This is a genomic window from Streptomyces sp. 11x1 (genome assembly GCF_032598905.1).
Classification (GTDB): Bacteria; Actinomycetota; Actinomycetes; order Streptomycetales; family Streptomycetaceae; genus Streptomyces.
Map to the genome: position 1 here is coordinate 4,892,932 of NZ_CP122458.1, position 21,904 is coordinate 4,914,835.

At 70.5% G+C, this 21,904-nt stretch carries 14 protein-coding genes and 1 pseudogene; 3 read left to right on the forward strand and 12 right to left on the reverse strand.

Features of this window, described 5'->3' with window-relative positions:
- Window positions 1–158: 158 nt before the first annotated feature.
- The 5 genes and pseudogenes from P8T65_RS21415 to P8T65_RS21435 all read right to left on the reverse strand — a co-directional run bounded on the left by P8T65_RS21415 (window position 159) and on the right by P8T65_RS21435 (window position 5,090).
- A complete protein-coding gene (locus tag P8T65_RS21415; RefSeq protein WP_316726911.1) occupies window positions 159–647 on the reverse strand; it encodes a hypothetical protein in 489 nt (162 codons plus the stop codon).
- A 328-nt stretch (window positions 648–975) separates the two neighbouring features.
- Complete coding sequence (locus P8T65_RS21420) at window positions 976–2,085, reverse strand: SPFH domain-containing protein (protein WP_316726912.1); 1,110 nt, start codon at window positions 2,083–2,085, stop codon at window positions 976–978.
- Between the two features lie 45 nt (window positions 2,086–2,130).
- A complete protein-coding gene (locus P8T65_RS21425; protein WP_316726913.1) occupies window positions 2,131–2,568 on the reverse strand; it encodes an NfeD family protein in 438 nt (145 codons plus the stop codon).
- A gap of 715 nt (window positions 2,569–3,283) precedes the next feature.
- Window positions 3,284–4,416 (reverse strand): annotated as a pseudogene (locus tag P8T65_RS21430) (sensor histidine kinase).
- Window positions 4,416–5,090 carry a response regulator transcription factor gene (locus P8T65_RS21435; protein ID WP_316731652.1) on the reverse strand — a complete coding sequence of 225 codons (675 nt, stop codon included), beginning with the start codon at window positions 5,088–5,090 and terminating at the stop codon, window positions 4,416–4,418. Before P8T65_RS21435 ends, P8T65_RS21430 begins: the two are co-directional and overlap by 1 nt.
- Before the next feature lie 349 nt (window positions 5,091–5,439).
- On the opposite strand from P8T65_RS21435, the gene P8T65_RS21440 reads away from it, so the two are divergent.
- Window positions 5,440–5,967, forward strand: coding sequence for a hypothetical protein (locus P8T65_RS21440; protein WP_316726914.1), 528 nt, complete (start codon window positions 5,440–5,442; stop codon window positions 5,965–5,967).
- A 141-nt stretch (window positions 5,968–6,108) separates the two neighbouring features.
- The gene (locus P8T65_RS21445; protein ID WP_316726915.1) at window positions 6,109–7,398 is read left to right on the forward strand and encodes a DUF418 domain-containing protein; all 1,290 of its coding nucleotides are present in this window, start codon (window positions 6,109–6,111) and stop codon (window positions 7,396–7,398) included.
- A 793-nt stretch (window positions 7,399–8,191) separates the two neighbouring features.
- Here P8T65_RS21445 and P8T65_RS21450 read toward each other — a convergent pair.
- The 6 genes from P8T65_RS21450 to P8T65_RS21475 form a co-directional block, all read right to left on the reverse strand.
- Window positions 8,192–9,991, reverse strand: a complete 1,800-nt coding sequence (locus P8T65_RS21450) for an ABC transporter ATP-binding protein (protein ID WP_316726916.1) — start codon at window positions 9,989–9,991, stop codon at window positions 8,192–8,194.
- A 478-nt stretch (window positions 9,992–10,469) separates the two neighbouring features.
- A complete protein-coding gene (locus P8T65_RS21455; RefSeq protein ID WP_316726917.1) occupies window positions 10,470–10,733 on the reverse strand; it encodes a cation:proton antiporter in 264 nt (87 codons plus the stop codon).
- A 261-nt stretch (window positions 10,734–10,994) separates the two neighbouring features.
- Window positions 10,995–12,290: a heparan-alpha-glucosaminide N-acetyltransferase domain-containing protein gene (locus tag P8T65_RS21460; RefSeq protein WP_316726918.1), complete on the reverse strand. Its 1,296-nt coding sequence runs from the start codon at window positions 12,288–12,290 to the stop codon at window positions 10,995–10,997.
- A 1,060-nt stretch (window positions 12,291–13,350) separates the two neighbouring features.
- Window positions 13,351–14,487, reverse strand: a complete 1,137-nt coding sequence (locus P8T65_RS21465; protein WP_316726919.1) for a PQQ-dependent sugar dehydrogenase — start codon at window positions 14,485–14,487, stop codon at window positions 13,351–13,353.
- A gap of 291 nt (window positions 14,488–14,778) precedes the next feature.
- Window positions 14,779–15,720 (reverse strand): phosphatase PAP2 family protein, encoded by a 942-nt coding sequence (locus P8T65_RS21470; RefSeq protein WP_316726920.1) that lies wholly within the window; start codon window positions 15,718–15,720, stop codon window positions 14,779–14,781.
- A complete protein-coding gene (locus P8T65_RS21475; RefSeq protein ID WP_316726921.1) occupies window positions 15,717–16,058 on the reverse strand; it encodes a helix-turn-helix transcriptional regulator in 342 nt (113 codons plus the stop codon). The genes P8T65_RS21470 and P8T65_RS21475 overlap by 4 nt, the downstream gene beginning before the upstream one ends.
- A 341-nt stretch (window positions 16,059–16,399) precedes the next feature.
- On the opposite strand from P8T65_RS21475, the gene P8T65_RS21480 reads away from it, so the two are divergent.
- Window positions 16,400–17,920 (forward strand): NCS1 family nucleobase:cation symporter-1, encoded by a 1,521-nt coding sequence (locus P8T65_RS21480; protein WP_316726922.1) that lies wholly within the window; start codon window positions 16,400–16,402, stop codon window positions 17,918–17,920.
- Between the two features lie 285 nt (window positions 17,921–18,205).
- On the opposite strand, the gene putP is transcribed toward P8T65_RS21480, so the two are convergent.
- A complete protein-coding gene (gene putP, locus P8T65_RS21485) occupies window positions 18,206–21,802 on the reverse strand; it encodes a sodium/proline symporter PutP (RefSeq protein WP_316726923.1) in 3,597 nt (1,198 codons plus the stop codon).
- Window positions 21,803–21,904 lie beyond the last annotated feature (102 nt).

Sequence of the window (21,904 nt, forward strand, 5' to 3'; positions counted from 1 at the left end):
ACATCCTTGGCAGGTGAGGGACCCGAGACCGGCGAAGGCCCGGACGTCATCGGGAATCGGAAAGATCAGGAGGGAGCGCATGCCGGGGGCCGGAAGGAGCACACGCGCTTCCGGGCGCCTCTGGAGGGCGACCCCGGGGGCTGGGGCGGGTCTGCGGCTCAGGCGGCCCGACGGCGCGCGTGGAGTTCCGGGGCCGCGTGGTCGCCCTGGTGGGGGCCGCCGTCCGCCCGCTCCGAACGGCCCGTGCGGGACGGCCCGGCGAGGCGCGGCGAGGACGGCCCGGGTTCATCTGGACGGAGGCGGCGCAGCAGCCGTACCACCGATCGGGTCGCACACCATGAGACCGAGGGCGCCGCGACGAGGACGACGAGCCCCGTCAGCGCGTGCGCCGGCCCCGACGAAGCCGGCGGTTGCAGCAGGACGACGGCGCCGAGGCTGGCGGCCCAGGCGAAGCCCGTCCACAGCGAGAACGCGACCGCGACCGGGACGCCGTCCAGGCCCAGCGCACCGAGGTCGGCGTCCCCGTCGAAGGTGCGTGAGCCGGCGGCACCCACCGCGACCAGCAGCCAGAAGCCCGCGGCCGCCACGAGCGGGACGGTGAACAGGAAAGTCGGAAAGCCTGTGGCGGCCTCCAAGAACGTCCGCATGCCCACCCCCCGTTCAACGCCGTCACACGACCTCGGCACAGCTCCGCAGCCCGGATGCCGGACACCTGCCGGTGCCCGGCATCGAGACCGCGGTCGCGTGCTCCCCTCGGCCCCTATGGTGCCCGCATCCGCTCCTCATCGCATTGCCGGATCCCGGCAGTCTTGGGCGGATCGTCCATGCCGGGGCCCTGCCAAGAAGGCGTCAAGAAACGCCAGGCATTCCACTTGGCGTCCCTGGGTTGCCCATGGGTCGGCGTGGCGGTCGTACCGGCAGTGACGTCGCCCCCGCGTCCGGGCACGGGAACGGTTCTCGGCCGGCCGAGGCGGCTCAACCGTCAGATGTCCGCGCCCGGCGCGGCATCTGCGCCGACTTCGCGGCCTCGGCCTCCGCCTTGGCGTCGCTGACCGCCGCGGCGGCCTGCTTCCCGGCCTCGTCCGCCGCGGCCGCGGCGTCGAGGGACACCAGGGAGCCCGCCTCCAGCTGGGGAGTCCGGAGGTCGTCCGGGGCGGTGTGATCGTCGGCGGTGGCCGCTTCCCCGGACTGCCCCGGGGCCGGGGCGACCGTCGTCGACTCGTCGCCGAAGGCTCGGGTGACCGTGCGGACCGCCTCGGTCAGCTCCCCCGGGATCACCCAGAACGTGTTGTTGTCGCTGCTCGCCAGGTGCGGGAGCGTCTCCAGGTACTTGTAGGCCAGCACCTTCGGGTCGGCGTTGTTGCGGTGGACGGCCTGGAAGACGAGCTCCACCGCCTTGGCCTCACCGTCCGCTCGCAGGATCATGGCCTGCTGCGTGCCCTGGGCCTCCAGGATGTCCTTCTGCTTCGTGCCTTCCGCGGTGAGGATCTTGGCCTGCCGCTCACCCTCGGCGTGCAGGATGGCCGCCCGCTTGTCACGCTCGGCCCGCATCTGCTTCTCCATCGCCTCCTTGATGGTGGCCGGCGGATCGATGGCCTTGATCTCGACGCGGTTGACCCGGATGCCCCACTTGCCGGTGGCGTCGTCGAGGACGGCGCGGAGCCGGGAGTTGATCTCCTCGCGCGAGGTGAGCGTCTCCTCCAGGTCCATGCTGCCGATGACATTGCGCAGCGTGGTCACGGTGAGCTGGTCGATCGCCTGGAGGTAGTCGGCGACCTCGTAGGCCGCCGCCCGCGGATCAGTGATCTGGTAGTAGAGCACGGTGTCGATGTTCACCACGAGGTTGTCCTCGGTGATCACCGGCCTGGGATCGGACGAATAGACCTGCTCGCGCACGTCGAGCTTGGTGTTGATCCGGTCCGCCACCGGCACGACGAAGTTCAGACCGGGTTGCAGCGTCCGGCGGTATCTGCCGAACCGCTCGATGTTGTAGCGGCGCGCCTGCGGAACGATCCGCACGGTGGAGGCCACGAGGAAGACGACGACGATGGCCGCCACGAGGAGGGGGATGACGACGGGATCCACAGTGCCTCCGTTGCTGGGTGTTCAACCGCTCAGCCGTTCAGCCGCTCACGGAAGGAGTTCGCGGGGGTAGACGATGGCCGTGGCCCCTTCGATCTCCATGACGTCCACCAGCGCTCCCACCGGGATGACAAGGCTCTCGTCCAGGGCGCGGGCGGACCATTCCTCGCCGGAGATTTTGATCAGGCCACGGGTAGCGGTGACCTCCTGCATCACCTCCGCCCGCTTGCCGATCAGCGCGTCCGTGCCGTCCCGCACGAGCGGCTGCTGCGCCATGTGCCGCAGCGCGACAGGACGCACGATCAGGAGACCCGCCGCCGATGCCGCCGCGAGGGCCACGAGCTGGCCGAGCAGGCCGATGCCCACACCGGCGACCACGGCGGCGACCAGCGCGGCGCCCGCCAACAACCCGAAGACAAGGGTCAGCGTGAAGAACTCCGCCGCACCCAGCGCCGCGGCGGCGAGCAGCCAGAAGAACCACGGCATCGAATCGCCCTCCTTCAGGGGCCTTCTCCACCAAGCTACCTTCCCGGACGCCGGGCAGACAGACACGGCAACCGTGGTTCTTGTTCGTGGAGGGGCGTGGCCTGATCGGCGTGGTACCCGCGGGCAGCTGAACGGCCGCCGTGATCATCAGCGTTCCCGCGCCACCGCATGAACTGCACAACGGTCCACACCAGCACAGCGGGCGGGCCCGGTCGTCGGAGACCAGGTGGACTCTTCCGGTCCGCCGTGAACGTCCCAACGCCCCGCGTCCAGCTGCCTCCTCACGCGTTGCCCCCCTTTTTTGCGGGTCGTCGGCCGGAGACTTGCAGGGCGCACCGGCCGCGAGGCGATGCGCCCGGCTGGAGGTCGAATCGATGTTCACAGCCCACTCCCGGCGAGCGTCCCGTCCGGGTCACCGGCATCCGCCTCGATCTGCAGTTCCGCCGCGATATCCCGCCGCTCCACGATGTCGTGCCCATAGCGTGCCCGTAAGGGCGGGCAAGCACGGTCGGCAGCGGTGCGATCCGACCGGAACCTCCACTGTGGAGAAGGGCCGTCTCAGCAGGTCGGGGCCATATGCGCCACTCAAGCGCCGTCGCTTCCCAAGCCGAGAACACGAGTTCGATTCTCGTCACCCGCTCCCTATGAAACCCCAGGTCAGCGGCCTGGAGTTTGTCGTGTCCGGGCACGCCGATCCGCGTCGGGCGGGTTGTGCTCAGGCGGGCCGGACGGAGGCCCGTAGTTCGACCTCGTATCCGCCCTTCGGGGTGGGTTCGGCGGTGAGGGTGCCGTCGAGCAGTTCGGCGCGTTCTCTCAGGCCGATCAGGCCGTGCCGGGCGCTGGGCAGGGCGACGGACGGGCGGGTGGGGCGGTGTTGGCGACGGTGAGGCCGAAGTGCTGCGCGTCATGCCACAGACGCACCTCGGCGCGGGCGCCCGGGGCGTGCTTGTGGACGTTCGTGAGGGCTTCTTGGACCGTGCGGTAGACGGTGCGTTGGGCGGTTGTGCTGATGCCGGGCGGGAGCTCGCCGGTCAGCGTGGTCTCGATGCCGCTGTTGGCGATCAGTTGCTGGAGGTCGGCGAGGGTGGGCTGCGGAGTGAGTTCGGTGTCCTTGCCGCCGGAGGCGCGGAGCAGGGTGACCATGTGGCGGAGTTCGTCGAGGGTGTTCACGCTCAGGGTGCGGATGGTGCGGGCGGCGTCGCGGGCGTCCGGCTCCTTGGCGGCGACCTGCAGGGCTCCGGCCTGCACGGCGATGAGGCTGACCTGGTGGGAGACGACGTCGTGCATCTCGCGGGCCAGTTGGGCGCGTTCGCGGGCGAGGACGGTCTGGGCGTACAGGGCGCGTTCGTGTTCGCGGGCCACTTTGACCTCGACGAGTTGGCGGGCCACGTCGCGTCTGGCCTGCACGAGCTGGCCGCACAGGATCGGAGCGAAGGCCATGGCCAGCGTGTAGACGAACTCGATGAGCGTCCAGGTCCCGTCGCCGGAAAACGTGTCGCCGGAAAACGTGTCGGACAGGGGCCAGGCGAGGGTGGTCGCCGCCGCGTTCAGCAGGGCGCATCCGGCCAGCAGCGGGCGGTTACGGGTGCGCGTGGCCAGTGTGTACAGGGCGGCGATCGGCACGACTGCCACGTCCATGAACAGGGTCATGGGCAGTGTCAGCAGGAAGACGGGCAGGGGAAGGCGCCTGCGCAGGAACAGTCCGGCGCAGCCGAGGGCGGCGCAGGCCCACATGAACGCTGACGCCTCGCCATAGAGGTTGATCCAGGCGTCGAGGGCCGCGAGCACGACGAGGCCCGCGTCGACGGCCCAGGGCGGCACCCGCCGCAGTGCCTCACCCGTGCCCATCACCGGTTGTCCCGTGCCGTGCCGGCGCCGACGTCGCCGTTGTCGCCGAGCAGTCCGGCCCGCTCGGCGAGCAGTGCCGCCTGGACGCGGCCGGTGACCCGGAGTTTGGTCAGGATCGAGCTGACGTGGTCCTTGACGGTGCCCGCGCTCAGGTGGATGCGGGTGCCGATGTCGGCGTTGGACAGTCCTTCCGCGATCAGGACGAGGACGTCACGTTCGCGGTCGGTGAGCAGGTTCACGCGCGCCACGTCCGCGTCCTGGGGCGTGTCCGCCCCAGGATGGCCGCGCAGCAGGGCCCGCGAGGCTTTCGGGGACATCACCACCCCGCCCGCGGCCAGTGTGCGTACGAGGTGGGCGAGCTGTTCGGGTTCGGTGTCCTTGAGCAGGAAGCCCGCGGCTCCCGAGCGCAGCGCGGTCACGATGTACTCGTCGGTGTCGAAGGTGGTCAGCATAGCCACCGTCGGCGGCTCGGGCAGCGTCTGGATCTCCCTCAGGACGGTCAGGCCGTCCACGTCCGGCATGCGGATGTCGAGGAGCACGACGTCCGGATGCTCACGCCGGATCACGTCGGCGGCGTGCGATCCTTCCGCGGTCGCCACGACCTGGATGCCGTCAGAGGCATTCAGGATCAGCTGGAACCCGGACCGCACCAGCGCCTCGTCGTCCACCACCACTACCCGGATCACCGGCGTTCCGCCTCACACTTGTCTGCCCTGTCCAGCTTCTCGGCGTCCCTGTACGCCATACGCCCCGCGTCGGGGCGCTCACGTTCCCGTACGGTGATCGCTCCCTGTGGACAGTACGTCCGGCCAGGTGCGGGACGGTGCGGCCGCTGCAGACTCCCGCCACCCGGCAGGATGGTTCCAGCCGTTCGGGGGGGGGAGCGCTCCGGCCCGTCGGCGGGCGGGTGGGCGAGGTCCGGCGGATGGTGTCGGCGGTTCTCGTTCGGTGGGATCGGTCCGTGGGCCCGAGCGGGTCTGCCGGCCGCAGTCGTTTCCCGAACCGTTCGAGGATCACCCAGTCATGCCCGATTTGCGCCTTCGTCGGCCTGTCCGTGCTCTGCGCCGCTGTGCGGCGCAGCCCCATGTGCTGTTCGGAGGCGTGTACGGGGCGGTACTCGCCAGCTCCATGGTGGCCGCCCTGACGGAGCAGGGTGAGACGGCGTCCGCCGACCGGTTCATCAGCGCCCAGTGGCTCCTGATCACGGCCGCCGCATCGGCCTTGGCGCACGGTTACGCGCATCTCATCGCCCTGCGCGGCGACCGGACCCATCACGGTGTGCGCGCCGCGGTGCGGCTGTTGCTGTCCGAGTGGCCGTTGGTGGTGGCGACGGTGCCGACGGTGGTCCTGCTGCTCGGCGCGGGCTGGGGGTGGTGGCCCTCGGCGGGCATCGAGTACGTGGCCTTCGCCGTGAACGTGGTGCTGCTGTTCGTCTGGGGCCTGCTCGCGGCCCGCGCTGCCGGTCGCACGTGGAGTTCCGCCTTGATGATCGGCACCGTGGACTCGTTGCTCGGGCTGACGGTCGTGGTGGCCAACGCCATCATCAAATAGGGCAGTTGGCTGTCCGGGCCCGCCGGCCGGCCGCCGCGGCGCTGTTCCGCCGGTCGGCGGGGTGGGCCCGGCCGGTCGGCGGGGGCGTTACCGAAGCCTGCCGGATGGTCCGTCTCCTGCCGGCACCGAAGCATTCTGTGTATGACACAGATACAGCCGCCGCAGGAGACATCGGCTCCGCCGGAGAACTCGCCTCCAGGGCCCAGAACCTCCCCCGAGTCCGCCGGGCAGGTCTCGCCCGGCCCCTCGATGGGACGCCTGGTCGGGTTGGACCTGGCCCGCGCGCTGGCGGTGTTCGGCATGTACATCGTGCACATCGCCCCGATGCCGTCAGCCGGGAACGACCTCGGCAGCTGGGTGTACTCCCTGGCCGAGGGGCGCTCGTCGGCCCTGTTCGCCACCCTCGCCGGGTTCTCCCTGATGCTGATCGCCGGCCGCCGTGAGCCCAAGACCGGCCTGGCGGGCCGGCAGGCGAAGGCCCGCATCGCGATCCGCGCCGTGATCCTGCTGGCGCTGGGCACCGTGCTGGCGATGGAGTACGGGGACATCATCATCCTCGCCTACTACGGCGTCTACTTCCTCCTCGCGCTGCTCCTGGTGCGACTGAGCGCCAGGACGCTGGCGATCATCGCGGCGGGGATCGCGCTCGTCATGCCGCAGCTGGCGTTCGTTTTGAAGATGTGGCTGAGCGACTCCGTCCAGCAGAGCATCAACGCCTACGACCCGCTGGAACGGCTCAGCACCGTGGGCGTACTCGATCTGCTGCTCACGGGCCTCTACCCGACGATCACGTGGATGGCGTTCGTGACCGCCGGCATGGCCCTGGCCCGCCTCGACCTGACCGCCGCCACCGTCCAGCGGCGCCTGGCTGCGCTCGGTGCAAGCCTCACCGTGGGCGCCTACGGCCTGGCCACGCTGCTGGGTGGCACGAGCGCGGTGTTGAGCTTCAGGGGAGGCGGAGGGCCGTCCAGCGGCTCCGGAGCGGGGTCCATGGGCAGCGGATCCATGGGCAGCGGGTCCGGGGCAGGGTCCATGGGCAGCGGGTCCGGCGGGCCCGAGCTGTCGGCCTCGGACCTGCTGGGTGCCATGTCGCACACCGGCACCACCCTCGACACCATCGGCTGCGTGGGTGTCGCGATCCTCGTGATCGTGGCCGCGATGGTGGCGATCGACCGCCTGCCGCTACTGCGCCGCCTGGCGAAACCGGTCATCGCCGTGGGCACCATGTCCCTGACCGCCTACGTCGGCCACTTCCTCGCACAGTCCGCGTGGCCCGCCTCCGGCGCCGGCACCACGACGTCCTGGGTACCCGTGCTCACGTACATCCTGACAGCGATCGTGTTCGCCACGATCTGGTCCCGCTTCTTCCGCCGCGGCCCTCTGGAGTACCTGCTCAACGCAGCCACCAAACCCGCCAAGTACATCCGCTGATGTCCGGTCGGGGTGGCTCGGCTTCATGCCCCATCCCGGCCCGGTCAGCCGTCCGAGGCCCGCAAGGGGATCGCCCTTGCGGGCTTCGGCTGTGGTCTTTGGCCGACTGATCTCAGCTCCGCCTGACGCCAACCGGTCGTCCACGGACGCGGTCTGGACAACTGCGGTACATCCGTGGGCCTGGTGTCGGCGCGGCCGGGGGCAAGGACCGGCGCGGGTTCAGGACACGGTGGCCGCCACCACTCGGTCCTCAGGTTGACGCCCGGCCAGGTCGCCTGTAGCGCAACAGGGCGTCGCGGCGCAGGCGTGCGTACTCCCCGAATTCCTCGTGTGCTGAGAACCGTTGGCCGGTGTGCCGGGTGCCGACGGCGCCGAGTGGTGCGGGGATCGTGCGCGCGTGCTCCGCCATGGCGCTCGATGGCCTGGAGAAGGTCCGCGAAGGTGGTGCAGGCGCCGGTTCGACGATGACCGTCATGATCCACGCGTCGGCTCCGCGGTCACCGCCGCCATGATCAGCGCCGTGGGAGCCCGCGGCGGAAAGGGTGTACCGGGGCGCGGAGTGGGCTGCCGGCCGGTGCCCGTGCGCGTCAGGTCGAGCGGGCGGCCGTCCGGCCTGCTCAGCGGGCCTGCTCGCCCTCGGCCATGAGCACGGGCATGGGGACTCCCGGGTGAGGGACTGACTGGGCGGGCAGCGAAACCGCCGCAGCCGGCTGCCCCCGCCGCACGGCGGGGGCAGCCGGTGGACGAGGCCCGACGGCCGACGGCACCGGCGGGCCCCCGGGTCAGGCCCGTCTCACCCGCGTCCCGCCGAGGTCAGGAGCTGCGTCGCCGCGAGCCGCGCGTACAGCTCGTCCTCGGCCACCAGCTCCTCGTGGGTACCGACCGCGCGGACCTTGCCCGCGTCCATGACGACGATGCGGTCGGCGTCCGTGACGGTCGACAGGCGGTGGGCCACCACCAGCACGGTGGTCTCGCGTGCGGTCTCGGCGATGACGTCCCGCAGTGCCAGCTCGTTGACGGCGTCGAGCTGCGAGGTCGCCTCGTCCAGGAGCAGCAGCCGGGGCCCGCGCAGCAGCGCGCGGGCGATCGCGATGCGCTGGCGCTCGCCGCCGGACAGTTTCGTGCCGCGGTGCCCGACCGGGGTGTCCAGGCCGTGCGGGAGACGCTCGACGAGGGCGTCGAGCCTGGTCCGGGTGAGGACCTCGCGTATCTCGTCGTCGGTCGCGCCGGGCGCGGCGAAGACCAGGTTCTCCCGCAGCGTGCCGGCCAGCACCGGCGCGTCCTGCTCGACGTATCCGATGACGGACCGCAGCTCGGGCAGCGGCCACTGTGTCACGTCCTTGCCGTCGACCAGGACACGGCCGCCGGTCGCTTCGTAGAACCGCTCGACGAGCGCGAAGACCGTCGACTTGCCCGCCCCCGAGGGGCCGACGAACGCCGTCATTCCGCCTCCCGGCACCTCGAAGTCCACCCGCTGGTGGATGTCCGGCAACCCGGTCCCGTAGCGGAAGGACACCTCTTCGAAGCGAACCGACGCCGGACGTGGCCCCACCGTCTTGGTCGCCGCGGGCCGCGCCGACCGGTGCCGGTCCTGCTTCTCTGTCGCCAGGCGGTCGACCTGCGCGATCCGGGCGATCGCGGCCGCGCCCTCCTGGTACTGGGACGCTGCCTCGACCAGCTGGTACACCGGCTCCATCAGGAAGAAGAGGTACAGCAGGAACGCGATGAGCGTGGACACGGGCATGTCCCCGGACGCCACCCGCGCCCCGCCGACGGCCAGTACCGCGAGGAACGCCAGCTCGACGGCGAGGTTGTCGGCCGAACCCAGCACGGCCTCCCACTTCGCGCTGCGCACGCCGTGGCGCCACGCCCTGCGTGCCGCCGCCTCGACGCGAGCGGTCTCCCTCTCCTCGGCGCCGGACGCCTTCACCGTACGGAACGCGCCGAAGACCCGCTCCAGGCCCGTGGACATCTCCCCGACAGCCGCCTGCGCACGCTCGGCGGCCTCCCCGATCTTCGGCAGCACCAGCGCGGCAGCCACACCGACGACCGCGACGACGCCGAGCGTGACGCCCAGCAGGACGGCATCGAGGAACGCCATCACCACGACCGCCGCGACCAGCGTCACCGCTCCCGTCGCCGCGGAGACCACCGCCTGGGTGCTGACGGCCCGCAACAGCGTGGTGTCGGAGGTCACCCGGGACATCAGATCGCCCGGCTGCATCCGGTCCACCTCCGTGAGGCGCAGCCGCAGCAACCGTCCGATGAGGCTGCGGCGGGCAGCGAGCACCACCGACTCCGCCGTCCGTTCCAGCACAAAGGCACCGAACGCCTCGGCCACCATGCTCAGCAGGACCAGAACGGTCATGGCCAGCAGAATGGTGCCGATCGTGCCCCCGGACGAGAGCCGGTCGACCAGCGCCTTCGTGGCCAGCGGCTGCAGCAGCCCTCCGGCAGCCCCTACCAGCGCCAACAGCAGACCGAGCGCGACGGCCCACCGGTGCGGACGGACGTACCCGTACAGCGCCTTGAGCGTCTCGCGGGCGCGCAAGGTCTCGGCACCCGTCGCCTCTGGGGCGGATGCGGTGTTCACAGGATTCCTTTCCTACGTGGTCGGCCGCGCACCGCGTCGGCGGTTGCCGCGGCCCGCGTCGCGAGCGTGTGCACAACGGCATCACGGAGATCAGGGCGTACGACGGCCAGGCGCCTGCCCCGAGAGATCCGCGATCGCCGGCTCAGTGGACCGGTGAGGCCGCCCGCGTGGCGAAGACGTGCACCCCTGCCTCGTGGAACTCAGAACGGACGACGAACAGGACACCGGCGCCCCCACCAGCGTCAGGCCGAGAAGTGCCAGCGCTCCTTGTCGCGAACGTGCTGTGTCATGCCTCCAGGCTGGACGCCCGGCCGCTCCGCGCACATCCGGCAACTGTCGGGCCCACCCCCGCCGGGTGGCTGGAGAAGACCGGCCTGGGGTAGTACGGCCCATCAACTCTGCGCGGCGACGACCGATGCGTCCGGCTCGTCGGTCCCCGGGGAGCCGGGGCGGCCGGCTGCCGACGGGGGCGGGCCGGTCAAGGACCGGGCGATACCGCCGAGCCGCCGCCGTGGAGCAGAACGCTGCCGAGCACCGTCAGGGTCATGGTGTACACGGCGGTGTAGGCGTACCGCCCGTCCGGGAGAGCATGGAACTCGAGCAGGCCGAACACGGTGGAGGTGGTGCCGCGTGGGCCGAGGGCGCCGACCATGAGCCGTTCTCGCCAGGTGAACTTCGAGCCGAGGAAGGCGAGCATGATCGGAAGGGTGCGCACCACGGTGAGCGCGGCGACGCCCAGCACACCGACCAGCGCCGGGCGCCCCCGACGCGCCGGACCTTCCGGTCGGTCGGCACGGCAATGCGATGCCGGGCCGAGGCCCTGGGAGCCGGTACTCCGGGCGGTGGGGATGACGGCCGCGGCGACGGTCCTTGGAGTCGGAGTCGGGGCGGAACGGCGGGTGAGAGGCGGACGGCTGCGCGGGAGCCGCGGGGCCACGGCCTCCGGCGACCGCCCGCCGGAGGCCGACTCACGCTCGGACTTCCCGGGGTGCCCACCCGAGGCTCATCGGACGCGACGCGCCAGTTTCGTGGCGTCGTTGAGCAGGTGCTCCAGGGGGCCGCGGCGGAAGAAGCGGGACCAGACCGCCGCGAACACGGTGGCCCCGACGACGAAGCAGAGCAGCAGCCCGAAAGAGGCGGCCTGCGGCGGGGTGGCCGCTTCGCCGGGCAGGGCGAGGATTGCCAGGATGTGGCCTACGTAGAGGGTCAGGGACATGGTGCCGACGGCGATGACCGGCGTTGCCGGCCGACGCAGCCACGGCAGTCGGTCCAACGCCACCGTGGCGCACAGGATCACGGTGATCGCGACCCCCAGGCAGCCGACGAGGTCGAACGTGGAACCGCTGTGCGGCTCGGCCGCCAGCAGCCCCCAGGCGTCGGGGCCCCCCAACCCACCACCGACCGGCAAGTCGAAAGATCCCTCTGCCATACCGGGATCCTTCATGGCACCGAAGTCCTTCATGGCACCCGGGTCCTTCATGGCAGGCATGCCGACCATGATCTTCTGAGCGCCGCCGGTCAGCCGGAGCGCCAGCCACGAGACGCCGTATCCGAGGGCGATCAGCGCGGGACCGACCACGGCCAGCCGCCGCCGCACCGCGCCTGAGGCGAGGTCCAGCCGGCCCAACGCCATGCCGGTGACCACGAACGTCATCCAGGTGATCGCCGGGTAGAAGCCGGTGAGCAGGAAGTCGAGCACACCCACGCCGGAGAGGCGCGCGATCGGGTCGTACGAGTCGATGGTGTTCACGATCGACTCACTGAGCAGCGCCCTCAGGGCGTACGCCAGCTGCGGCGTGACAACCGCGAGCGCGACCGCGATGAGCGCGAGCGTCCTGGCTCGCAGCCGCAGCAGGGGCAGGGACAGCAGGAAGTACACCGCGTAGAAGTTGAGGATCGTGGCGCCGCCGAAGTTGGTCATCGTCAACGCGGTGCCCACCACCAGCAGGATCACGGCCCGGATCACGATCCTGGCCCTCGCCTGCCGGCCGGCCAGTCCGGTCTTCGGTTCCAGGCGACCGGCGATCAGCACCAACGAGAACCCTGCGAGGGTGGCGAACAGCGCCGAGGCCCGGCCGCTCGCCAGCCAGACGACCCATTCGCCAACGCCGCTGCCGGACGTGGGGAAGGGGTTGAAGGGGCCGGTGTGCACGGCGAACATTCCGAACACGGCCAGTGCGCGGGCGAGGTCCACCCCGACCAGCCGCGCCGTCGACGAGGGGCGTTCCGTCGCCGTGGCGGACTCGGACGCGGGTAAGGGCTGGGGAGGCGCCTCCTTGGCGCTTTGGATGTCGGTCACCGGGACAACCTTGCCGAGGCGGGGGCTGTCGACCATCCGCCGAGCTTCGGGAGATGTCCCGCCGGTCAGCCGACCGACCCCCTCCGATTGGCGGGGGCCGGTCTCGGCCGCGTCGCGGGCTCGTCGCTGCCGGCGCCGAAAGACGGGCATCTGACGCGTAAATAGGTCCAGGTCAGGGTGGGTGTGGGCAGGGCTGGGTGCCCGGTGGTCGTCGCGGCCGCCGGGTGCGCCGTTCCGGGAGGACCAGGGTGAATCAGGAATTCTGACGCACGTGCTTCGCAGCAACACTCCACGGTTCCCGTGGGCGGTCCCCAGCACCATGCTGACCTGCGAGCTCACCGGCATCACAGAGGCTTCGGTTTCGGCCGGAACGAACCAGCTCAGCGTCCCGTACCCCCATCAGCCCACGTCAGGGCAGACAGAAGCACCCCCGGCGCACGCCACGGCATTTACCACGCCCCCGGCGCGCACCGAAGGTGCGCTGGATCGCTGACCTGCTATTTCGCCGTGCGGACGGTGGTTGTGGACGCCGCAGTGTTGTTGGCCGCCCAACTCATGCCCAGGAGGCAGTACTTCAGCCCAAGAGGCAGTACTTCAACTGACGCGCCATGGTGGTCACGAAGGGCCCGGGCCGCACGCAGGCCCGGCGGAAACGGCTCAGACGATGTCGTGGATGTTGTGCTCGGTCAGGTCGGATGCGTGCCGGGCGATGGCACGGCGGTCGGCGTCGTCGTGGAGGACGGCGAGGCCGTGGCGTCGGGCGCCGTCTTTGCGGAGGATTCGTCGTGGACGCGGTGGCAGACACGGCCGGTCGGCATACCGCCGGTTCCGGGCCGGGCCGGGAGTGCCCCGACCCCGACCCGAAGAGATGACTCCGAAGGCGCAACACCGACTCAGCGTCGTCCAGCAGCGGTCGCCGAACCGCGGGTCCTGCACCCGAAGGACGTCAGGCTCTCGGGTCGAGGCCTCGGACGCGCCTCAAGCGGGCCGGAGATCCCGAAGGTGATCCGGCCGACCTGGGTGGTACCGGCAGCTCGGCGACTTCTTCATGCGGTCGTCGTCACGCCGGGTCGATGCGGGAGACGCTGCCGCGCAGGTCGAGCACGTACAGCTCGCCGTTGCCTGCCTGCACGAACGAGACGACCCGGCCGCCGTCGACTCCGAGGTCGCTCACGCCGGTCACCTTGCCGTTCTCCAACTGCAGCGTGCGGATGGTGCCGTCGCAGTAGTCGCTGAACACGTACTGGCCCCTGAGGTCCGGGATGGCCTCGCCCCGGTAGACGTATCCGCCGGTGACCGAGCAGCCAGGCCCGCTGCGGTCGTACTCGTGGATCGGCGGTACGTGGTTCGCGGGCTCCGTGCCGCCCCGGAAGGGATGGTTGCCCTCCATCTGGGACCAGCCGTAGTTCTCGCCACCCTTGCTGGTTGCCGGCGCCCAGTCGATCTCCTCCCAGGCACTCTGGCCGACGTCCCCGATCAGCAGGTCGCCCGTGCCCGCGTCGAAGGAGAACCTCCACGGATTGCGCAACCCGTACGCCCAGATCTCGTCCTTCGCGTTCGGGTCGTCCACGAACGGGTTGCCCGGCGGGATCGCGTAGGGCTTGCCGCCGCTCGGGTCGATCCGCAGCAGCTTGCCGAGCAGCGTGCCGAGGTTCTGCCCGTTGCCGTGCGGGTCGCCGGCCGAGCCGCCGTCGCCGAGCGCGATGTAGAGGTAGCCGTCGGGGCCGAACGCGATGTCACCGCCGTTGTGGTTCGCGTAGGGCTGTGTCTGGGTGAGGACGGTACGCCGGGTACCCGGCTGGATCTTGCCGTCCCGCACCGCGAACTCGTCCACGGTGGTGGTGCCTTGGAGGTTCGTGAACGAGATGTAGAAGTGCGCGAACTCCTTGTCGAACGTGATGCCCAGCAGGCCACGTTCGCCGTTGGTGGTGGTCTCGCCGGATATGTCGATGACGGGCGCGCCGAGCCCCTCATCGCCCAAGACCCTTACCTTGCCGGCGCGTTCGGCTAGCCAGACCGTGCCGCCGGGACCGGCGGTGCCGACGGATGGATTCTGGGCCGTGGCCACCTTCGTGAGCACGACCTTTGCTGCCTGACGTGGGGCGCTGGGTTCGTCGGCAGACGCCGTGGTCAAAGCGAGGGAAGCGACGAGGCAGAGAGTGCCGATGATCGCCGAGCTTCTGGTGCGAACTTTCACCGTGGTCCTCCTAGAGGCGGCGAACGGGGGAGAGCACCCGGCTGCCAGGGGCAGAGATACGTGGGTGTCGTCCATGCCGGCACGCTTACCTGGGGGGTGGGGGGATGGTGCGCTACTGGCCACAGATGAGGCTACCGGGACAGGGGTTGTTGAAATAGACAAGACTCCGCCACCCATTCACCTCCGCTCCGCCCGGTTGGCTCCCTTGAGGAGGATCTTGACGCCGTTGACGTACATGCCGTCGCCGCTGCGTGTTGACCGGGACTGCGGGAGGACACGCCGGCCGGGTCGTCAGCCCAGCGCGGGGCGTGTGCGGCGTGCGGCGCGGGCGGGCCGCCCGACTGCGGCGTACCAGACCAGGGCCGCGCACAGGAAGCCCGCCGCCGCGGAGGTCAGTGACCTGGTGAGGGTGTCGTTCCGTGCGCCGGAGGCGAGGGCGACGGCCAAGGCCAGTGTCAGGGTGATGGCGGGCAGCGCACGGGGGCTCCACGTGGCGCCTGGCACGGCGGCCGGCAGCAGCAGCCAGGTGGCGAGGCCGTAACAGGCACAGGCCAACAGTGTGGCTCCCAGCACCTCGCTGGGCCGGTGCCCGCCCATGGTCGCGCTGGCGGCGGCGATGCAGGCGAGCCACAGCACACCGGCCGTGGCGACATAGGGGCGGATGCGAGGGGAAACCACGAGGACGGCGGCGAGGGTCAGCGCGGCGGGGATGGCCGTGTGCCCGCTGGGAAAACCCTGCTCAAGGAGATTCTCCGGCGCGCCCACCAGATCAGGGCGGGGCAGGATGGTCGATTCGAGCACCTCCTTGCCTCCGGTCGTGAAAATGACGACCCCGAGCGCCGCGCATCCCTGCCACCAGCACCGCCGCACCAGGGTGAGGACCACGATGACGGCCAGGCCCACCATCAGGGTCGGCTTGGCGCTCAATTCCATCGGTGGCAGGGGCGTCGAGCCGTAGACCGCTCCTGACAGGGGGTAGATCCATGCCTCTTCGCTGCCCCTGCACCGAGAGCGAAGGGCGGCCAGATGGATGCCGTCCAGCCACCACGGCCGGGCCGTGTCGTCGACGACGGCACGGGCGCGGGCCCGCACCCCGGCGCGCACCAGGGCGGCGACTTCCCGCGGCGGGGGCCAGGAGCGGCCGGGATACGCCTCGGAGAGGCAGGCCAGCACCTCCTCTCCCTGTCGGGAGCGGTAGGGCTCGGGATAGACCGCTAGCAGCAGACGGTTCATGCCGGGGCCGCTCCGGCATCCCGCGAGCGTCCGATGACGATGGCCGCCGCCTGCTGCATCCGCAGCGCCTCCCGGCCGAGCGCCTCGGTGCCGTCCTCGGTGAGCCGGTAGTAGCGCCGCGCCCGCCCGTCCACGATCTCCTCATGGCCGGCGGCCACCAGCCCGGCCCGCTCCATCCGCTCCAGCGCGCCGTAGAGAGTGCCGACAGCGATCCGGAGCCGCCCGTCGGTGGCCTGCTCGGCAGCCTTGATGATGCCGTAACCGTGCAACGGACCATCCATGAGTGCGGCAAGGATGAAGTACTGCGGTTCCGTCAAGGGCGGATTCTGTCTGGTCACGCATCGAGCATATATCGAGCTACGAAATATATCTGCCAGTCCTGGGTGATCACAGGCAGCACCTCCATGCCCAAGGCGAGCGTCGTCACCCCACCCCCGCCCCCGCCGCCCTCCGGACCGCCCTCACCGCCTGGTTCAGCCCGGCCACGGCCGACTGAACGGGTCGGCAGTCGTCCTTGCCGTCCCTTCCGCGACCCGGTCCTGTAAATGGAAGAAATTTTCCGTTGATGGGTCTGGTACGCGCCCGACACGCCGGTGCAACAACCTGGCCGTTAGCTGCCGCAATCAACCGTCCGGCGCAGCGCCGGTAGGGGACAGGGCACAGCAAGAAGGAGCAGGACATGACGGCCACGGACAGCGCGGACGCGGACAGAACCACCGCCCCGCCCGGGTACTCCTCCCGTCTCTACAACGCGGACCTGGCCCCCGCCACCGAACGCAAGTGGGGCGCCTTCAGCATCTTCAACGTCTGGACCTCGGACGTGCACAGTCTGTACGGCTACTTCCTGGCCGCCAGCCTGTTCCTCGTCGCGGGCAACACCTTCAAGTTCCTCATCGGCATCGGTGTGGGCTCGCTGATCATCTACTGGCTGATGACCCTCATCGGCAAGGCGGGCGTCAAGACCGGTGTCCCGTACCCGGTCCTCGCCCGCGCCTCGTTCGGCACCTTCGGCGCCAACGTCCCGGCCCTCGTACGGGCCGTGGTCGCCACCTTCTGGTACGGCGCCCAGACCAGCGCCGCCGCCGGCGCCATCGTGGCCTTCCTCGTCCGCTACGACGGACCCAAGCATCTGCACGAGACCAGTCGTCTCTTCGACCACAGCGGCCTCGAAGTGCTCTGCTACCTCGGTGTGTGGGCCGCCCAACTGCTCATCATCAGCAAGGGCATGGAGACGGTCCGCCGTTTCCAGGACTTCGCCGGCCCGGCGGTCTGGGTGATGATGCTGATCCTCGCGATCGCGCTGTCCGTGAAGGCCGGGACGCTGTCCTTCTCCGTCGACATGCCGAGCGGCGACCTCGCCGCACTCGCCAAGAGCGCCACCGGGCTCGACGTCGGCCCCGGCTCATTCGCCGCGATCGCGGCGATAGCCGCCACCTGGGTCACCTACTTCGCCGCCCTGTTCCTCAACTTCGGTGACTTCGCACGCTTCACCCCGGACACGAAGGCCCTGAAGAAGGGCAACATCTGGGGCCTGCCCGTCAACCTGATCCTCTTCTCCCTCGTCGCCGCGATCACCACGGCCGCCGCCAGCAAGGTGTACGGCGAGGTCATCCTCGAACCGGCCGAGATCTCCGCCAAGTTCGACAGCGCGTTCCTCGTCCTGCTCGCCGCCCTGACCTTCGCCGTGGCCACCCTCGGCATCAACGTCGTCGCCAACTTCGTCAGTCCCGCCTTCGACTTCGCCAACGTGGCCCCGAAGCACGTGACCTTCCGCAGGGGCGGCCTCATCGCCGCCGTCATCGCGCTCCTGCTCTACCCGCTCCACCCCTGGGACAACGCCCCCAGCTTCGTCAACGCCATCGGCTCGACGATGGGCCCCATCTTCGGTGTGATCGTCGTCGACTACTACCTCATCCGGAAGACACAGCTGAACGTGCCCGCTCTGTACGAGGAAGACGGGGAGTTCCGCTTCCAGGGGGGCTGGAACATACGGGCGTTCGCCGCCGGTGTGGTGGGCGCCGTCTTCTCCAGCATCCTCCCCGTCTACGGACCGTCAGGATACGGGGCCTCGCTGGGTCCGTACTCCTGGTTCATCGGAGTCGTCGTGGCCGGCGTGCTCTACTTCGCGTTCAGCAGGGGCAAGAGCCCCCACACCGCGAGGACGGCGGCAACGGAAGCGCCGGAGGCGACAGAGGCATAGGAGTCCGCGGGCGGGGCGGCCCGGGGGCGCTCCGCCCGGGTGGTTCAGGGCTTCTCGCCGTCCCGGTCCACGAGGGACTGCGTCACCGCTGCGAGCGCTCGTCGTCGCCGTCCTCGTCCTCCTCCCTCACGGGGCTGTCGTACGAGACCAGCCCCGGCCCGCGCACATCGATGGGGTCGCCGCGGCGAACGAGGTCGGCGCGGCACCTGGGTGGTCTTCGGAGCGGCGCCGGGGCGACGTGACCGGGTGCCGTCGGCAGGTGTGCCGCGTGACGGTGCCGGAACGCTATGCCTGGCGGACCGAGGTGGCGGCAGGGCCGGGAATGACCTGTTCCGCCCAGATGATCTTGCCGGTCGCGGTGTAACGGGTTCCCCATCGCTGGGCGAGCTGGGCCACGATCAGCAGGCCCCGCCCTCCTTCGTCGGTGGTCCGGGCATGGCGCAGGCGCGGCGAGGTGCTGCTGGCGTCGGAGACCTCGCAGATCAGGCTGCGATCCCGGATCAGGCGGAGGCAGACCGGTCCGCTCGCATGGCGGATGGCGTTGGTGACCAGCTCGCTGACGATGAGCTCCGTGGTGAACGTCAGGTCGTCCATGTGCCACTCCGCGAGTTGCCGGCCGACCAGGGCACGGGCGTGCGCCACGGCGGCCGGGTCGCTGGGCAGGTTCCAGGAGACGACCCGGTCCGGAGCCAGCACGCGGGTCCGGGCGAGGAGCAGGGCCGCGTCGTCCGACGGCGGACCGTTCAGCAGGGCGTCGACCACACTGCGGCCGATGCCTTCGAGGGTCGGCCGGGACACCGTGAGGGCCTCGCCCAACTGAGTCAGACCGACGTCGAGGTCCCGGTCGAAGGTCTCGATGAGGCCGTCGGTGTAGAGCGCGATGAGGCTGCCCTCGGCCAGTTCCAGTTCGACGGACTCGAAGGGGAGGTACCCGAGGCCGAGCGGCGGTCCGGCGGGCAGTTCCAGGACGTCGGCGACGCCGTCCGGGCCGACGACCACGGGCGGGAGGTGACCGGCCCGGGCCAGCGTGCACCGTCTGCTGACGGGGTCGTACACGGCGTACAGGCAGGTGGCTCCCATGAACGCGGTGCCCGCCGTCCCGTCCCCGTACGCCGTCGGCTCCCCGCTGCCGTCCTCCTCCGTGAGGCCGATGACCAGGTCGTCCAGATGAGCGAGCAACTCGTCCGGAGGGAGGTCCAGGTTGGCGAGCGTGCGGACGGCGGTGCGCAGGCGTCCCATGGTCGCCGCCGCGTTCATGCCGTGCCCGACCACGTCCCCCACGACCAGTGCGACCCGGGTTCCGGAGAGCGGGATCACATCGAACCAGTCGCCGCCCACACCGCTGGGAGCGTCCGCCGGGAAGTACCACGACGCCACCTCCAGAGCGGACCCCGCCGTCAGTTCCTGCGGCAGCAGGTACCGCTGCATGGAACGGGCCGCGGCGCGCTCGCGGGTGAAGCGGCGCGCGTTGTCGACGCTCACCGCCGCGCGGGAGACGAGTTCCTCGGCGAGACGGACATCGTCCTCCTCGAAGGGGTGGCGGTGCCGGGACCGGGCGAACGTCGCCACGCCCAGGGTGACGCCGCGCGCCCGTACCGGAACCACCATCAGCGAGCGGAAGTCGAACTCTCGCAGGGTGGCGCCCAGTGACTGGTCCTCGGTCACCCAGGCGCTGGTGGAGGGCTCCAGGATCCGTTCCACCAGGGTTCTGCTCTCCAGCAGACAGCGAGTCACGGGCGACAAGGCGGCACGCCGTACCGCTTCTCCGACGGCCAGGGACGCCTCCGGACAGCCCTCGCGCACCGACTGCTGCGCCGCGCGGCGAATCACGGGCGTCATGTCGACCGGTCCGGGGGCCGGCTCCTCGCCGTGCATCACCGAGTCCAGCAGATCGACGGCGACGAAGTCGGCGACGACCGGCACGACCTCGTCGGCCAGTTCCTGAGCGGTCCGCGTCACGTCCAGCGTGCTGCCGATACGGGCACCGGCGTCGTTCAGCAGGGCCAGGCGCTCCTGGGCCCGCCAGCGCTCGGTGACGTCGATGATCATGTACCAGACACCCACGGCCCGGCCCCGGCGGTCCTTCATCGCGAAGAAGGAGGCGGAGTACGCGCGTCTGCGGTCGAGGTCCGTGGAGCCGGGGGCTCGGAACTCGTAGTCCATCACCGGGGCCCCGGTCTCCAGAACCGTCCGCATCTTCTCCTCGAACGCCTCCGCCTCCCCGCTCGGCAGCACTTCCGTCGCCTTCCGGCCCAGCCGCTGTTCCAGGGGGACCAGGCGGTCCAGCGGCCGGTTCACCCAGACGTAGCGCAGATCCGTGTCCAGGACGGCCATGCCGACCGGTGCGTGGGCGAGGAACGGCGAGAGCATCAACTGGCTCATCCCGCCGCCCGGCATCCGCCAGAAGGCCCGTTTCGGCGGCCGGCCGACGAACCTGCCGAAGACCAGTGCGGCGACCGTGGCGACCAGCACGCCCGGGACCATTTCGTAGATGCCCGACTCCAGTGGCCCGAGCAGTGGATTGATCTTCTTCCAGAGAAGCACCGTCGCCGCGCCCGAGACGATCCCGGCCATGGCCCCCGCCCAGGTCATACGGGGCCAGTGCAGTGAGAGGAGGACGACCGGCCCGAAGGCGGCTCCGAAGCCCGCCCAGGCATAGGCGACGATGCTCAGCACACCGCCGCCCTCCAGCGCGATCACGCAGGCCACCAGGATCACCACGACGACGGAGCCGCGACCGATCCACACCAGCGTCCTGTCGGAGGCACGCCGGTTGAGGAACGCGTGGTAGACGTCCTCCGTGAGGGCGACGGACGACACGAGAAGCTGGCTGTCCGCGGTCGAGATGATCGCGGCCAGTACGGCGATCAGCATCAGCCCGGCGACCCAGGGGTTGAGCAGGGTCCGGGTCAGGTCGATGTAGACCGTCTCCGGGTCACTGAGCGGGACCCCGAGCTCCCCGATCCCCACGAGGCCGACGAGTGTGGCACCGGCGAGCACGACGACGACCCACACCGTTCCGATGCGACGGGCCGCGGGGACGGCACGGATGCTGCGGATGCCCATGAAACGGGCCAGGATGTGCGGCTGACCGAAGTAGCCGAGGCCCCAGGCGAGCAGCGAGACGATCGCGACGGCGCCGAGCGACCCGTCCGCCGACCACTGACCGCCCGCGTAGCCGACGTCGGCCCCCGCGTCCAGCAGCTTCGGCGTCCTGCTCTCCACGGCATCGCCCAGTGCCCCGAAGCCGCCGAGCGCCGCGATACCGACCAGAGGGAGCACGAGCAGGGCGAGGAACATCAGCGTGCCCTGCACCACATGCGTCAGGCTCACGGCGAGGAAGCCGCCCAGACCCGAGTAGATGACGATCACCAGGGCGGTCAGCGTCACCCCGAGTCCGAAACGGAGGTCGAAGACCTGCTCGAACAGCAACCCGCCGGCCACCAGACCGCTGGCCACGTAGACGGTGAAGAACACGAGGGTGACCGCCGCCGAGACCATCCTGAGCAGCCGGGTGCGGTCCTCGAACCGCTCCTCCAGATACGCCGAGAGACTCACGGCGTTGCCGGCGTGCTCGGTGTAGGTGCGCAGCCGCGGAGCGACGAACAGCCAGTTGAGGTAGGTGCCGACCGCCAGGCCGAGCGCGATCCAGCCGGCGCCGAGGCCGGCCGCGTAGACCGCTCCGGGAAGGGCGAGGAACAGCCAGCCGGACATGTCGCTGGCCCCTGCGGACAGGGCGGCGACGAACGCGCTGAGCCTGCGGTTCCCTAGGGCGAAGTCGGCGAAGGTGTGAGTGCGGGTGTACGCCCAGACACCTATTCCGATCATGGCGGCCACGTACACGACGAACGTGGTCACGACCGGCGCACTCAAGTCGAACATGTCTGTCCTCGCCTGCGAGGTCCATGAGACGGGCGCGACCGTCGGCACGCCCGACAGCCGTACACCCCGGCGTACAAATGTACAGATTCAGGTCACAAGTGG

Excerpts from the sequence above, each read along its gene's own strand:
- P8T65_RS21415 (WP_316726911.1), bottom strand. The coding sequence starts at position 647 with ATGCGGACGTTCTTGGAGGCCGCCACAGGCTTTCCGACTTTCCTGTTC.
- P8T65_RS21425 (WP_316726913.1), bottom strand. The coding sequence starts at position 2,568 with ATGCCGTGGTTCTTCTGGCTGCTCGCCGCCGCGGCGCTGGGTGCGGCG.
- P8T65_RS21440 (WP_316726914.1), top strand. The coding sequence starts at position 5,440 with ATGCCCGATTTGCGCCTTCGTCGGCCTGTCCGTGCTCTGCGCCGCTGT.
- P8T65_RS21445 (WP_316726915.1), top strand. The coding sequence starts at position 6,109 with ATGACACAGATACAGCCGCCGCAGGAGACATCGGCTCCGCCGGAGAAC.
- P8T65_RS21470 (WP_316726920.1), bottom strand. The coding sequence starts at position 15,720 with ATGAACCGTCTGCTGCTAGCGGTCTATCCCGAGCCCTACCGCTCCCGA.
- P8T65_RS21480 (WP_316726922.1), top strand. The coding sequence starts at position 16,400 with ATGACGGCCACGGACAGCGCGGACGCGGACAGAACCACCGCCCCGCCC.
- putP (WP_316726923.1), bottom strand. The coding sequence starts at position 21,802 with ATGTTCGACTTGAGTGCGCCGGTCGTGACCACGTTCGTCGTGTACGTG.